The sequence below is a fragment of the Cytobacillus sp. QJM3NY_8 genome (assembly GCF_056173585.1).
Window position 1 is genome coordinate 3,052,175 of the sequence record NZ_CM149681.1, and the last position, 15,364, is coordinate 3,067,538.

The window sequence follows — 15,364 nt, forward strand, 5'->3', positions numbered from 1 at the left end:
ATTACGATTTGTAAATAGTAATCATTACGATTTTTTAGTTATAACCATTCAACTAACCTGCACTTCAGTTTAAATAAAAACCACGCGTGAGAACGCGTGGTTTTCTCTGAGGCTGAAGCCAGACCCTAAATGCCCCTGAAGGTTGCCAAATGTACTGCTGTTACTAGCCAGACCTAAAAAGGTCTTTTATTCAAAGTTTTGTTATTATTAATGAATTTCTTCAGAATGTTTTCTTATTATTTTCAATTTCATATTGCTTGCTAAATTGGTAAATAATATGACAGAGGTGATAGCGTGGAGGATAAGAATAATTTAAAACTCACAGCTTCCGAAATAGGCACTCTTTGGGGAGAATTTATAAATGGTACAATGACTGATGTTGTAAATAGATATATGGTCTCAATTATTGAGGATGAGCAAATCAAAGCCATTTTTGAGGATGCTATTAAGACATTCGGAAAACAAAAGCAACAAATTGTATCCTTTATACAGAGTGACGGGTTTCCAGTTCCAATTGGATTTAATGATTCTGACCTCTTCAATGGTAAACAGAGATTGTTTACGGATATATTTTGCTTGAATTATTTACATATCATGACGTTACACGGTTTACTGGGCCACAGCACTTCATTAGGTGTTTCTGTCAGAAAAGACTTAAGGGAGTTTTACGATTCCTGCAATACGGATGCAAAAAATATGTACCACCAAACAATTGAGTTATTACTGCAGAAAGGAAATTTTCAGAGAGACCCTTTGTTTTATCCTGCTAAAAACCCTGAATTTGTTTCCAGCCAGGATTTCACAGATGGATATTTCGGCAAGGGCAGAAAATTAGCAGCAACAGAAATTATTAGTATATCCTTCAACCTTAAAAAAAGCATTATGGCTAAAACCCTTTCTATTGCATTCAGTCAAGTCGCTCAAACAAAAGAAGTAAGGAAGTTTTTAAGCGATTCAGAGAAAACAGCAGATGGACAAATAAAAAAATTTTCAAAAATAATGCAATCAGACAATTTACCCGTTCCGAAATCCTGGGAAACAGAAGTGACAACTTCAACGGATTCACCATTTTCCGATAAGTTAATGTTGTATCATATTGGTTTCTTGTTCCAGGCTGCACAAAACTATCATGGGGCAGGATTAGCATCAGCAATGCGAACAGACCTTGTAACTGCTTATGAAGGAACAATTTTAAAAAATCTTATGGTTACAAAAAAGTGGTTTAACCTTATGGAACAAAATAGGTGGCTAGAACAGCCTCCACTTGCTCCTAATAGAAAAGAGATTTCAGAAGAAGTATAGAGAAAATGGAAAATTTCAAAGTAAACATCTTAAATAACCATCCGCTTTTATAAGCAGGTGGTTATTTTCTTGAAAGTGCAAGAATACTTATTTAACTGACCTGCCCCTTTAGCCAACAAGAAATCGCTTATTTTGGTTAGCTGTCTTGAACATAAGCACCCTTTGCTGTAAGTACTTTTCTTCACAAAGTGTGCTTTTATATGTTCATTGGCTCAATCTTCCCTTTATAAAGAGCGTTGTTGTCGATTAAGCTGTTTTTGTTTTGGAGTAGGAAATTTAAATTTGATATCGAATGAACACATTAATTCATACTAATTTTATAGTATCAACAAGTGAATCAGCACATAAAAACGCTTGGGTTTCCCCAAGTGTTTTGTCATTTACACAATATAAACTGATAAAATTGTTCTACTGTTTCAAAGTAATATTTAGATTCTAATTTCATTTGTTCCTTTATTTCGGGAATACTGTGAGACCATCCAGCAGCGGCAAAATCAACATGACAACTTCTCGCCATCTCCAATCCAGGTTTTAAGTCATCTAACATTAGTGCTTCAGTTTCTTGAAGATTAAAGCGTTTTAAAATCTCCTTAATTGGATATGGATGTGGTTTTCTCTGATGTTCAGGAAGTTCCCATCCAAAGATAGCGTCTGGCACAAAACCACAATGAATAGAATAATCTCTTTCAATTCGGCTTCTCTCAGAATGAGAAACAACCGTCACAATTCCACCTTGTTTTTTAAATTCTTGAATTGTTTCTGCAAACAGTTCATAGAAGTCTGGTACAGTTGATTCGGTATATTTTTTCCATACTGCTTGCTGATATTTTTGCTCTTTCTCTGTGAATTGAATAATGTCTTTGCATAAAGAAGAAAAACCTGGATTGAAACAGTATCTAACAAAATCTTCAAAAGTAATAAGTTTATCACTTGGCCGCAAGTATTTAAGAGCCTCTACAAATGATGGATAGTGTATACCTGGTGTACTTTTTACCCCTGTATCATCGTGGTCTAAGATTAAACATTTATATTTTAAAACCATTATAATCTCCTTTTAAACTATAATATCCTAATCATTAAACATAACTTTTTGAAGTTTAGGCAGAAGTTTCCACGCCGTTTAAATCGTCAACAAAATCGGGTCTTAATGCGATATATGTTGAGGATGTTTGTTCAGAAACAATTGAGTACCTCTGCAACATCAGTTTAATAATTTTAATCTTTTATCTTTTATCTTTTATCTTCGTTATGTATTAATCTAATAAAGGTAAAACACCTTAACTTAATACAGCCTAAGTATAATATTCCTGTATGTTCATGTCATCCTTCTTCTACTAAACTGCCCAGTTAGTTTTAAAAGAAAAAAGCTGCCTGATTAGCAGCTTCCGTTCAACATAACCCCTTTAGTTCACCAACCTCAACCATTTTTTACGATAAATAAGAAGAATCCATTTTGAAAAAAGAAGAATCAAATGGATTCCTTTTTAGCAGATTTAAGTTTGGATTACAACAAAGTTTGATCATTTTCTACCTATGATTTTCAACAATTGCATCCTTAAATTGGATTTTACATATTCCTAAAAAGATATATCCCAAATCCAAGGGTATCTCTGCCCCATTTCAGATATGTACTTCTCCAAGTCCGGATTTTTTGCAGCATCGCATCGCGATCTGGATCTTCAGGATGTTCGCAACAATAATTCTCAATGGACATAGCATAAAGCCACTCATATTCATCCCATTCATCTTCGTTAGCAGTGTAAGACCATAGTGGAATTAAGCCAAGGTTTTCGCCAGCCTTCACATTCTCGAAGTGGGTTAGTAATTCGGATTCTTCAGCTCCCCCAAGCGCCTCTAAATATTCTTTACTTGGCTGCTGCTTCCAGTAGCCTTCACCGATGAGCACATATCCACCCTTTTTTACACACTTTCTCAGCGTATCCAAAGTTTCATGTAACCCTCCTAATGCATGAGTTGAACCAATACAAATTGCTGCCTCAAACGGTTCATTAATTGTCTTCATTGCTGCTTTAGCATCTTTTGTAATGATTTCAATATTATTTAAAACCCCTCTTTTTTCAGCATTTACCTGAAGTTGTTCTGTGAAACCAGCATATTTTTCGATAGCAATACATTTAGCTCTGTATCTTTCAATAATCCGAAAAAGAATCTCACCTTTCCCAGCACCGATATCAATTACTTTGTCATTATCTTTTAAATCAAGTAATTCAATAACTTTGTCTATCTTTGATGAATTCACCGGATTATAAAAAGTGTGGCTTTGATGGGCTATTGCTGAATATCTGTTTCTATCCATAAGACCTCCAGAAACTTATTTTATTATTCTCTATCAAATTTCAAGAAATGGGCAGCTGTTCAATCATCTAGCCTTTTATTTGAACATTACAGCTAGAGTCTTTAAATCAAAGAAATTCTAATAATCTTTCATGCACTTCTATATTTTCAGCAGGCCTCTGTATTTTTATTTTGTATAAAGGGAATAAGCATTCTTATTATTAAGTTTCTCAATGGTGATTTTGAAAAAGAGTTAATCCTCTTTTGGTTTTATACCTTAACTGGTTTATATTTCATAGAGCTCGGCAGCAGCTCCAGGCTTTATTACTTATTCAATTAAAACCCCTTATTCTCCTGCAAAGACTGTTCCACTAGCCTTCCCCTTTATCCATCCATGAAGCGCAAAAATCAGCGCTTCACCACAGAGAGTGAAAATGGATAGGAAGTGTCAATACTGGTAGTTTAAAAAGAAAAAACTGCCTGATTGGCAGCTGAACATGAATATAAGCATTCTTGATTCTTTGCAGTATTAGGTAACCCAAGTATCGAATATATCTTACTCAACTAAGTACCTCCACAGTAAATCCTCCTGGGGCTTTAACATAGAATGTCCATCGATGAGCCATCTTAGGCGGCTTCACATCAAATCCATCATCCTTCAATCGTTGATTGATCTCGTTTACTCGTTCATTACTCTCTTGAAAAAAGCCAATATGAAAGGACTTGGGGTAGTTGGCCCGAGTATCTTTCATCAAAGCTAATAACAATCCGTTATCGTCAGTCATTACAGCAAATGAATCGCTATTTATGCTCTTGGTTTGCAAGTAGAAATATTTCTCCAAGAACTCTCGAGCAGCGTTAACATCGGTGACCGTAAGATTGATATGGTTTAGTTTCACAGGATACACTTCCTTTACTTAGCATTCAAAGTAATTTTACAAGCTTGATTTAGACTTCTTGCTTCCTCCTCTATTGTAGTGAATAAAATAAATTCAGGGATCGACAAATGGAATGAAGTTCACTGCAACTTTTGATTGAAATTAAGCCTTCGGTTTATTGAATGATTAGCACAGTAACAATGTAATTTACTGTAAAGTCTGCTCATATATGACAAACGGGCACTTATCCTTATTCAGGAAAAGCACCCGTTCGTAATATAAGGTTAGCCAGATATTTCTGGTTGACCTTTTTATTTATGGTCTTAATATTACGGTAGTCGGGGTAGAACGTCGCACCCGTGGGTTAAATCCCGTCAACTAAACTGTTCACCCCCTACTTGTATAAACATGTTTCAGGCTGGTTGGGACAACGATCCCGTTTAACAAGCGAACCTATGACATTACAAGAAGCCTTAGGGGATACCGACAATTGTTGTTTTACAAAGGAGGAGATATGATTATGAATCCAGTCATTGGTCTGGATGTTTCAAAAGGTGAAAGTCAGGTTCAAGCATTTTTAGACAAAGGCAAACCGTATCGTAAGAGCTTTAGTATCAAACACAATACTGATGGTTTAGGTAGTTTATTAGAGTTCCTTCATGAAGTAGAGAGTTCAGCTGGTGGTCATCAGCCAACGGTGGTTTTAGAATCAACAGGACATTACCATTTTCCTGTAATTCAATTTCTTGAGGAGCAATGTTTTGTTTATATTGTTGTCAATCCTCTTATCTCCCATCGAGCCAAAAGTTCGAGTTTAAGGAAGGTAAAAACAGATACAATTGATTCTTTTCACCTTTGCGAACTGTTTTATAAAGAAGAATTAGAGCCTTATAAAAAAAGAGGAATTCAACTATTAAATCTTCGTAATCTAACAAGACAACAAGAAAGTATTGCCGAAGTATCAGCACAGACTAAAATACAGCTGCATACCCTTTTGGATCAGGTATTTCCTGAATATAGAGGAGTTTTTGGAAGTTTATATTCCAAAGTCTCATTGCTTACATTATTAGAATTTCCTACTTCAGAAGTAGTGTTAAGTGTGAGTGAAAGAGAAATAACAGAGAAAATAGCTTCGCTATGTATGAGTCGTTCAGATGCATGGGCAAACGAAAAGGCCAAAAAATTAAGGGAAGCAGCCCTTCGTAATCCGTTTCAAAGCAACCTCTACCAGAGTAATATTTTTAATCTAGAGTTATTAGTCAAGATCGTTCTTCAATACCAAGAGCATCTATCTAAGATTGCAGGTGAAATAGATGCCCTCGCTAAAGAAATTGAAGAATATCATATACTGCAGTCTATCCCTGGAATTGGAGAGAAAATCGCCGCCACGATTATTTCCGAGATTGGTGAGATAGATCGGTTCAATGATGCCAAAAAGCTCGTTGCATTCGCTGGAGTAGATCCTAGTGTTTTCTCTTCTGGTAAGTTTACCGCATCTGTAAATCGAATTACCAAACGAGGTTCTAGTAGACTTCGACATGCCTTGTATAAGGCAGTTCAAAGTGGTATTCGTGATGCTCGTAAAAAGAAAACGACTGATAAAATCATCGCACGCAATAAAAGATTAAGAGAGTTTTACGATAAAAAACGTGAAGAAGGAAAACCCTTCAAAGTAGCAGTTATTGCATGTGTTAATAAGCTCTTACATTGGATTTTTGCCTTATTAAAAAGCAGAACTATTTTCCAAGATACAGTTTAAAAACTATATCTAACTAAATACAACAAAACCTTCCAAATTAAACATAGAGGAAGGTTATTTGGCATGAACATTTTTAGTATATCATGACGTTATTATTCTTTTTATTGAAAAATGTTGACAAACTATTAGCTGGTTTAGTCGAATATGAAAAAAGCGCTGCCAATCATACTGATCTTCAACTCTTGCACCATGTAGTTAAATAAGAACTGCCTATTTGCTATGAAGAAAGCTGCTTTTCTTATGTTGTATAAACAGACAATAATACAAATTTATTTTATATAGTGCTTTTTAAAATCTGGGTAAATAGAGAATTTCCGGCGTAAATTCACGAGGTTTTCTCCAAAGCTTTCCTCCAAATGGTCTCTATGTTTCTCCATAATTTCCATTAGGTACAAATCATGAATCATGACTTCTGTAATTGGCATTACTAAACCTACATGCCTTGTCCATGCTGCACGGCTATCTTTCCCCAACGAGACAATACCTGCTACTACTTCTGAATCCATCTGCACTAATAACAATCCATCGTCCACCATACTCTTCTGCAATTTCATGGCCCATATAATGAAGGTAAACATTAGCAAAATCAGAGGCGATTTCCCCATAAGCAATATTTGTTACGTTGACCTCTCTATTTGCTGACTGTCTTATATCAGAATCCAGTTCTTTGAATTCCTCTTTCCATACCTCTAAAAGAATTCTTTTTTTTTCAAATAAAATACATTCTTTTACCTTATCGAGTATTTCATTGCGTCCAGTGATGGTCCAGATATTTTCACGGTCATTTGCAGAACGTTCGAACTCTGCTAGTGATTTTTCTGCCAGTTCAAAATTTTCTTCTGCTTCCCTTCGTCGGTTTTTAATTAGCTCCTTTGCAGGTACAGGAGTATATTGAGGTGTGTTTCCATGACTAACCAGAATGTCTCCTCGTATAGCGATACTATCTAGAACTTCATATATTCTTGAATTATTAGAGTTATATATACAAAGTTTAAAAGTTATTCCATTCATGGTCAGGGCATTATACTTGTTACTAAATTTGAGAATTAATACATAAAAAAGGGTGGATAATCTAAAGATCCACCCGCACACCAAGATTTACCTATTGTCGCGCTCCTGGTTGACATCACCAGGACTAAGGGGGTTCTAAGTTCCCTTAGTTACAATCCATTATATGCCATTTCCTGCTTGTTTATGTCCCAAATAATGTGACCCCTTCTTGTTTGGGGTTTTATTCTGTTATTAGCTGACTCTTCGATTAGAAATTGAATTTAACCAGAGTTTTTACTGGGCTTTCTGCAGGGGAACCGGCTTGGCTTGTCCTTTTGCTTCTTTTCTCTCCCTGGACAATGATTTATAGAGCGAAATGCTAATAATGCCCAATATGATGGTAAAAGGAAGAGCGGAGACCAAGGAAGCAGTTTGCAGCCCTTTTAATCCGCTGCTGGCAATTAACACGGCAGTAATCCCAGCCATTAATACACCCCAGATAACTTTTACCATGTTGGATGGATTCAAATCCCCATCAGACGTCATCATGCCCAGGACGAAAACAGCTGAATCAGCTGAAGTTACGAGGAATATGACGATTAGGACCAGCATAAGCACTGATAACAATGTGTATAATGGAAACTCCTTTAACAGAACGAAAATGGCAGTTGTCACATCTTGCGAAACCGCTTCGGATATGGCGGTACCCTGGAATAAATCCATGTATAATCCCGTTCCTCCGAAAATGGCCATCCATACAAACCCAATAGCCGGAGGGACAACCATTACACCTATTACAAATTCCCTGATCGTTCTCCCCTTTGAAATCCGGGCAACAAAGGAACCGACGAAAGGAGACCAGGCTATCACCCATGCCCAATAAAAAACTGTCCAATCCTGAACCCACGTTTCTCCTGTGTATGGGGTCAAGTAGAAGCTCATTTCCATAAAATGCTGGATATAATCGCCGATGGCAAGGACGAAGCTTTCAAATATGAATACCGTGGGACCTCTGAACAGGAAGAACACCATTAAAGCAAGGACCAAAATCATGTTTGTATTACTCAAAATCTTAATCCCTTTATCAATACCGGTAGTAGCTGAAACAAGATAAAGGGCGAGCATGATGCCTACAATGCCGATTTGCACCCAAGGGTTGTTTGGAACTGAGAAGACATAGTTCAAGCCGCCATTAATTTGCAGGACACCCATTCCCATCGAGGTGGCAATTCCCGTTACCGTAGCAATGACAGCAAGTATATTGACCGCTGACTTCAGCCTTTTTCTTTTTTCTGGGTGATTTGCGCTTAATACTTCGCCTACAAGAACCCTCCTTTTATGACGGTATTGATAGTAAGCAAGAGCCAGTCCGACAATGGCAAAGACTGACCATTGATGAATGCCCCAGTTAAAAAAGGAATATCGCATGGCTACCCGTGCGGCTTCTGCTGATTGCGGCTCTACTCCAGGAAGCGGTGGAGAAGAAAAGTGAGACAGCGGTTCTGCTACACCCCAAAAGACAATTCCTACACCGAAACCCGCGCTGAACAGCATACTGATCCAGGCAAATAAGGAATATTCGGCTTTTTCTCCATCCCGCCCGAGTTTTATGTTTCCATATTTACTAAAAGCAAGGTATAAACAGAAGAAAACAAAAAGAGCTACACTGAGTAAATAAAGCCATCCTAATGATTTACTTGTAAAGTTAAAAACGATAGAGGCATTTTTTGCAAGACTATCAGGTGAAAAGGCTCCCCAAATGGTAAAAAGTCCAACGATTATGGCTGAGATTTTAAAGACTGGATTGTTATATGAAGCGCGGTCACGGTTTTTCTTCAAAATAAAATCCTCCTTATTAATCCTTCTTTTCTTTTATTTGGCTCAATCAAAGCAGTGACCCTGTGTGCCTGCTGGAAAACTGCAATGCAAGTTTGATAGGGCTTTTAATATAAAGCCTGTCTGCATTTCAAAGGTTTAGGAATGTTGTTGAATGACATAAATTATGACTTCAGCTATCTAAAAGGAAAGGAAGACCCTCCGGAGCAGCCGGATCGTTCTTCCTCACACGATATTCAGGCAGCTTGACAGCTGTCTGGTATTATTAAATTAAAAAACTTCTAATAGCTCGATAATTTAAAGCAGACTACTTTCGGTTCTGTCATCTCCTGAATGGAGAATTTGATTCCTTCCCTGCCTAACCCTGAATTTTTCACACCGCCAAATGGCATCGCATCAATCCGGTAATCACTGCTGTCATTGATCATTATTCCGCCTACATCCATTTTGGCAATGGCTTTATGTGCTTTTTCGATATCCTTGGTAAATATTCCGGCCTGCAAGCCATAATTTATGTCATTCGATTTACTGATTGCTTCATCAAGACAAGATACTTGGTACAAAAGTACAACCGGACCAAAAATTTCTTCTTTCGCAATGGTGCAATCTTCCGGGACATTTTCGAGAACAGTAGGCGAATAAAAAGACCCATTCCTTTTCCCGCCTGTTAATATGGCTGCTCCTTTTTGTTTCGCTTCATTAACCATTTTTTCTACCCGGACAGCCTCTTTTTCCGTAATAAGCGGCCCCATATCCGTCAATTCTGATTGCTTATCCCCTACGCAGTATTGATTTGTCCTGGCTACGAATGCCTGTTGAAATGCCTCATAAACGGAATCCTGGATATACACTCTTTGGACACCGAGGCAATTTTGCCCTGCTGCCCAAAATGCCCCGGAAACCGTTGATTCAACAGCCTCTTCCAAATCAGCATCCTCCAGCACAATGACAGGAGAATTGGACCCCAGCTCCATACTTATCTTTTTCAATCCCGCTTTCCGTGTAATTTGTTCCCCGGCGTCCAGACCGCCAGTAAAGGTAATCATCCTTACAGCAGGGTGGGTAACAAGAACATCCCCAATTTCGCTTCCATAACCAGTGATGACCGATAACACTTTAGGCGGCAATCCGGCTTGTTCAAATGCTTCGGCGATTAAAAGGGCGCTGAGAGGAGTCACTGTTGCAGGTTTTACGATAATGGCATTCCCGGAAGCAATGGCGGGACCCACCTTATGCGCTACAAGATTTAATGGATCGTTAAAGGGTGTAATGGCGCCTATAATTCCAATCGGGAAGCGGCGGTAGTATCCCAGACGGTTTTCACTCCCGGGCATTTGGTCAAACGGAATGGTTTCTCCATGAATCCTTCTTGCTTCTTCTGCACTGATCCGGAAAGTCTGAATGGCTCTTTCCACTTCCTTTGAAGCTTCCCGAATGGTTTTACTTCCTTCCTTTGCAATCGTTTTGGCATATTTTTCTTTATTTGCTTCAATGTAGTCTGCAGCCCGATTAATAATCGCCATTCGCTGATGGACAGGAAGGGAAGCAGCAATCTTAGCCCCCTCTTTCGCTTCTTCAATACAATTAAGCATATCTTCCTTCGAAGCTGCTGGTACAGTATCAATGATGCTGTTATCCTGCGGATCACGAACTTCAATTAATCTTTCGCCTGTCGTCCATTCGCCTGCGATAAACATTCTTTGTCCGGTTAGTTGAGTGGTCATGCTTATTACCGCCTTTCCGATTTAGATTGAAATAAGCTGCCTTTCACGATTAATGGAAATTAAGTCAATCAAAAGGGAGAATCCTGTCTCTATTTTCCCTGCTCCTGCACCGCTTAATGTGACTGTGCCCAAAAGATCGCATTGATACGTAATGGCGTTTACAGAGCCTCTGATGGAAGCCAAAGGATCTTCAGCATCCAATTTTTCAGGTGCTATCGAGGCAATAACCTTGCCGTTTTCCTTTTTGGCTTTCGCAATTAGCTTCCAGGACTTTCCTTCCGCCTTTGCCTTCTCAATATCCTGTAAAGTGATGCCTGTAATGCCCTTGCATTCCACTTCCCCTACTGATAAAGGAGCATTCATAACATGGTTAGAGAGGATAACAATTTTATATCTTGCATCGTATCCCTCTACATCACTAGCAGGGTCCGCCTCTGCATAGCCGAGCTCTTGTGCCTCTTTAAGGGCTGCTTCATAAGAAACTCCATCCTGTTCCATTTGGGTCAGAATATAATTGGTTGTCCCATTCAATATGCCGCGGATTTCCGTAATATCATTCCCGGCCAAGGCAGCAGCCGGCATCCGCAACGCTGGTGTACCGCTCATGACCGTCCCCTCGAATCCCCAATAGGCTCCATGCCTTTGCGCCATTTCAGATAGCTCCTGGTAAGCGAGGGCAACAGGGCCTTTATTGGTCATCACTACATTCTTTCCTTTTTCAAAAGCAGCCTTACAGTGGTCTATGGCGGGCTGGCCGGTTTTGACATCTGTATAGGAAACCTCAATAATCGTATCTGCATTGGTGTCCTTGATTGTTCTGATGCTGTCCCATCCCCTGATTAATCCCGGTCTTTCCGGATAATTCTCCAAACTCCCTGTTTCTTGCAATACTTGCAATACTGTACTGATATCCAGGCCGCCTGGATGGTAGATCGACCCTTTCATTAAATCGGAAATGGCGACAATTTCAGCTTCAAATCCTTCGTTCTGTTTAAGTGCTTCTTTCTTATCACGCAGAATTTCCGCCAATCCCTGGCCAACAACCCCAAATCCTATAAACGCCAATTTATGTGCCAAGCATTTCCACCTCCAAGTTTTGGTCAATTTGTAATTTCGGATTCTTTTTTAAAAACATGCCCGCCGTTTGTGCCAAAATGGCTGTTCCGATCGGCAAACAGGCTTCATCCAAATCAAAAATCGGTGTATGAAGATCACGCTGGACCCCCTCTATTGGTGCACATCCTAGGAAAAACATGGATCCTGGTATTTTTTCAGTCACATAGCCGAAGTCTTCCCCGCCAAGGCCAAATGGGCGCCTGGTAATCCCCATGCCTGGATATGTCTTTGTAATGGCGTCCGTTATCCATTCATTGACAGCAGGATGATTTTTTAAAGCTGGCTCCCCTCTTTGTATATTCAATGAAAAGGTTCCGCCCAAATGCTCCACGATAGAAAGCGCTTTCTTTATTTCTGATGCCAAAAAATCACGGACTTCCGGTGTATAGCTCCGAATTGTGCCCTGAATAACTGCCTCAGTCGGAATGATGTTGCTTGCTGTACCTGCATGGATTTGCCCAATACTGATAACGGCAGCATCCAGCGCTGAAACTCTCCTTGCTGTAATTCCATACAGTGCCTGCATGACCGGGCCAAGCATCCAAATAGGATCAGTGCCAAGCTCCGGATAAGCTCCATGGCCGCCTGATCCATGGATTTTCACTTCAAAAACATCCACATTCGCCATACTATAGCCATCACTGATTTGCACTTTCCCTACTGGAAGCCATGGACAGACATGGAGGGCAAGGGCAGCTTCAGCCTGGTCATAAGCCCCTGCACGGACCATATACGATGAACCGGAAAGTCCGTTAGCGTCAGTACTCTCCTCTGCTGGCTGGAAAATAAATTTAACCGTCCCTTTCAATTCGCCCTTTTTAAAATGGTCCGAGAGGAGGAAGGCAGCCCCGAGGAGAATAGAGGTGTGTGCATCATGGCCGCAAGCATGCATCACACCTTCAGTCTTGGACGAATAGCCTGTTCTATTTTCCTCCGTAATCGGCAAGGCATCCATATCAGCCCTCAGTGCAATGACTGGTCCATCTCCCGAGGTCAAAGTGCCTACTACTCCTGTTTCAAGCCCAACTCCTGTTTCTACTTCTATTCCATCTATGTCCTTTAACACATCCGCAACAAAACGGGAGGTCCCGAACTCCTGAAAGCTAAGTTCGGGATGCTGATGAAAATGACGGCGCCATTCCACCAGACGGCCTGCCAAATTATTCGCTTGCTCAACGATTGGATGATTATTTGACATCATCTCTCACCTCGATCGGAACTAGTAATCTACTTTACCTGCAAAACACTTTCTGCATGGCTAAATGCCTGTTCAAAGTCTGCAATGATGTCCTCAATTTCTTCAATTCCGCAGGAGACACGGATTAACCCTTCCGGAATGCCAACAGCTGCACGCTCCTCAGGCGTACATTCTACATGGCTCGTTGTTCGGGCCGGCCCTACTGTTGTTTCAACAGCTCCGAGGTTTGCAGCGCGGTTGGCAAATTGCAATTTCGGTAGCAAATCACGGACTGTATCTACTCCGCCTTTAACAGCAAAGCTGAGCATCCCGCCAAAATCCTTCATTTGTTTTTTGGCAATATGATGGTTTGGATGTGTTTCAATCCCTGGATAATAGACAGATTCCACCATATCTTTTGTCTGCAGGTACTTTGCAAGCTCCATTGCATTTTTACATTGCTGGCGGACACGAAGGTGAAGTGTTTTCATTCCGCGGATCATCAGGTAAGCTGCCATCGGATCCATTGTGGCACCATTGATTTCGCGATAATGATAGATTTTTTCCACAAGTTCATGCGGACCGCAAACGACTCCGCCCAGTGCATCAGCATGCCCGCCGAGGAATTTTGTAGCACTGTGGATAACCAGATCCACACCCAGTGAAATGGGGTTCTGATTCATTGGCGTTGCAAAAGTATTATCCACAATGACGATCGCTCCGGCATCGTGCCCGGCTTTTGCCATGCGCTCAATATCAGTAATCTTGACGGTTGGATTCGTCGGTGTTTCGAGGTAAAGAATTTTGCACCCTTTTGCCACTTCTGCCTCTATTTGCTCGTGATTCCCCGTTTCGCAAAGAACCACATCGATTTGCTGGCGGGGCAGAAATTCCGTAAAAATCTTGTTCGTTCCGCCATATGTGTCCTTCATCGATACAATGCGATCACCCGGCACCAAGAACGTTGATAACGTATTGCTGATTGCAGCCATACCTGTTGAAAAGCTTGTCGCTGCTTCGGCGCCTTCCAGAATTTTCACTTTATCTTCAAATGCCTGTACGGTTGGATTCGTATTTCTTCCATAAATATGTCCCTTTTTCTTTCCAATCGCTACATCATACCACTCATCCATATCATCATATCCATATGCCACACTGAGTACGACCGGCACCTGGGTGGCTCCATGCACCAAATAATCCTTTTCCCCAGCCCATACTGCTTTTGTACCTGCCTGAACATTTTCTTTTACCATACGATCACTCCTTCTCAGTTTTTTATTACCAGTTTTTCGTTCTCAGCCTTCAAGCCGATTTCCCGCTTGACCAATTCACTGTAAGCAAACAGGGCAATGACAGTATCCTGGACTCCTGTACCAGTTAAATCACAAACCGTAATCTCCTCGTCACTTACCCGCCCTCTTAGCCTTCCCGAAGTTAATTGACCCAGTTCGATAACGTGCGATTCATTCGTTAATACTCCTTTGTCAAGGGCGTGATGCAATTCTCCAAGCCTGGCACACTGTGCTTTTGTATCGCATATAAGCTTATCCGCCCGGGCAAGGACTTCTGCTTCAAGCTCCTGCTTATGCTCAGCATCTGATCCCATAGCCGTAATATGAAGTCCGGGATGAAGCCATTCCGCTTTGATCACCGGTTCTTTTGCCGGAGTCGTCGTAATGACCGTATCACTATTACGGACTAAGGCTTCGGCACTCTCAGCCACTTGGACCTCAACCCCCAATTCGGCGGACATATCGGCGGCATATTTTCTCGAACGATCCTCTGACCTGGAATAGACCAGGATTCTTTTATAATCCCGTACGAGTTTGAGTGCCCTTGCCTGGTATCTCGCCTGGCTTCCTGCTCCTATCACGCCTACTGTTTCAATGTTTTTGCGGGAAAGGTAGTTTGCAGCAATCGCTCCCGCTGCGGCTGTCCGTACCTCGGTCAAATAGCCGTTATCCAGCAGGATTGCCTGTGGGATGCCTGTTTGAGTGCTGATCAAGAGCATAAGTCCATTTCCGCTTGGAAGTCCCAGCTTATAATTATTAAAAAATCCGGAAGATACTTTAATCGCAAACATGTCTTCCCCTTTTACATAAGCGGTTTTGACATCCACTTCCCCGTTTTGGTCGTGCAGGTCCACACGCATAATCGGCGGCATGACGGCTTCATCATTTGCAAGTTTCGTAAATCCTGCTTCCACAATAGCAATCGCTTCATTATTCAGTTGCACATACTGTTTAAGTTCCTGCTCTGTAAAAATTAGCATCCTTCCGGTTCACCT

Annotated in this window: 11 protein-coding genes and 1 pseudogene; 2 read left to right on the forward strand and 10 right to left on the reverse strand. The window is 40.6% G+C overall.

Going from position 1 to position 15,364, the window contains the following annotated elements; all coding sequences use genetic code 11:
- Positions 1-294: 294 nt before the first annotated feature.
- Positions 295-1,302 (forward strand): DUF3231 family protein, encoded by a 1,008-nt coding sequence (locus AC0VZ9_RS15790; protein WP_475396430.1) that lies wholly within the window; start codon positions 295-297, stop codon positions 1,300-1,302.
- Between the two features lie 376 nt (positions 1,303-1,678).
- Here the strand turns inward: AC0VZ9_RS15790 and AC0VZ9_RS15795 are convergent, their stop codons facing one another.
- From AC0VZ9_RS15795 to AC0VZ9_RS15805, 3 genes are all read right to left on the reverse strand, one after another.
- Complete coding sequence (locus AC0VZ9_RS15795) at positions 1,679-2,344, reverse strand: HAD family hydrolase (RefSeq protein WP_475396431.1); 666 nt, start codon at positions 2,342-2,344, stop codon at positions 1,679-1,681.
- 525 nt (positions 2,345-2,869) lie between these two features.
- Entirely contained in the window at positions 2,870-3,619 is a 750-nt protein-coding gene (locus AC0VZ9_RS15800) for an SAM-dependent methyltransferase (RefSeq protein ID WP_475396432.1), read from the reverse strand.
- A gap of 538 nt (positions 3,620-4,157) precedes the next feature.
- Positions 4,158-4,496, reverse strand: coding sequence for a VOC family protein (locus tag AC0VZ9_RS15805; RefSeq protein WP_475396433.1), 339 nt, complete (start codon positions 4,494-4,496; stop codon positions 4,158-4,160).
- Between the two features lie 499 nt (positions 4,497-4,995).
- Between AC0VZ9_RS15805 and AC0VZ9_RS15810 the strand changes: the two genes are divergently transcribed.
- Positions 4,996-6,234 carry an IS110 family RNA-guided transposase gene (locus tag AC0VZ9_RS15810; protein WP_475396434.1) on the forward strand — a complete coding sequence of 413 codons (1,239 nt, stop codon included), beginning with the start codon at positions 4,996-4,998 and terminating at the stop codon, positions 6,232-6,234.
- 269 nt (positions 6,235-6,503) lie between these two features.
- Here the strand turns inward: AC0VZ9_RS15810 and AC0VZ9_RS15815 are convergent.
- The 7 genes and pseudogenes from AC0VZ9_RS15815 to AC0VZ9_RS15845 all read right to left on the reverse strand — a co-directional run.
- Positions 6,504-7,200 (reverse strand): annotated as a pseudogene (locus AC0VZ9_RS15815) (TrmB family transcriptional regulator); the annotation flags it as partial.
- A 318-nt stretch (positions 7,201-7,518) separates the two neighbouring features.
- The gene (locus AC0VZ9_RS15820) at positions 7,519-9,063 is read right to left on the reverse strand and encodes a BCCT family transporter (RefSeq protein ID WP_475396435.1); all 1,545 of its coding nucleotides are present in this window, start codon (positions 9,061-9,063) and stop codon (positions 7,519-7,521) included.
- A 278-nt stretch (positions 9,064-9,341) separates the two neighbouring features.
- On the reverse strand, positions 9,342-10,784 hold the full coding sequence (locus AC0VZ9_RS15825) for an aldehyde dehydrogenase family protein (protein ID WP_217027036.1): 1,443 nt from the start codon (positions 10,782-10,784) through the stop codon (positions 9,342-9,344).
- A 21-nt stretch (positions 10,785-10,805) separates the two neighbouring features.
- Positions 10,806-11,861, reverse strand: coding sequence for a homoserine dehydrogenase (locus tag AC0VZ9_RS15830; RefSeq protein WP_019382094.1), 1,056 nt, complete (start codon positions 11,859-11,861; stop codon positions 10,806-10,808).
- Positions 11,851-13,098: a M20 metallopeptidase family protein gene (locus tag AC0VZ9_RS15835; RefSeq protein ID WP_009334021.1), complete on the reverse strand. Its 1,248-nt coding sequence runs from the start codon at positions 13,096-13,098 to the stop codon at positions 11,851-11,853. Before AC0VZ9_RS15835 ends, AC0VZ9_RS15830 begins: the two co-directional genes overlap by 11 nt.
- Before the next feature lie 29 nt (positions 13,099-13,127).
- The gene (locus AC0VZ9_RS15840) at positions 13,128-14,330 is read right to left on the reverse strand and encodes a cystathionine gamma-synthase family protein (RefSeq protein WP_192908735.1); all 1,203 of its coding nucleotides are present in this window, start codon (positions 14,328-14,330) and stop codon (positions 13,128-13,130) included.
- A 14-nt stretch (positions 14,331-14,344) separates the two neighbouring features.
- Positions 14,345-15,349, reverse strand: a complete 1,005-nt coding sequence (locus AC0VZ9_RS15845) for a cyclodeaminase (RefSeq protein WP_475396436.1) — start codon at positions 15,347-15,349, stop codon at positions 14,345-14,347.
- Positions 15,350-15,364 lie beyond the last annotated feature (15 nt).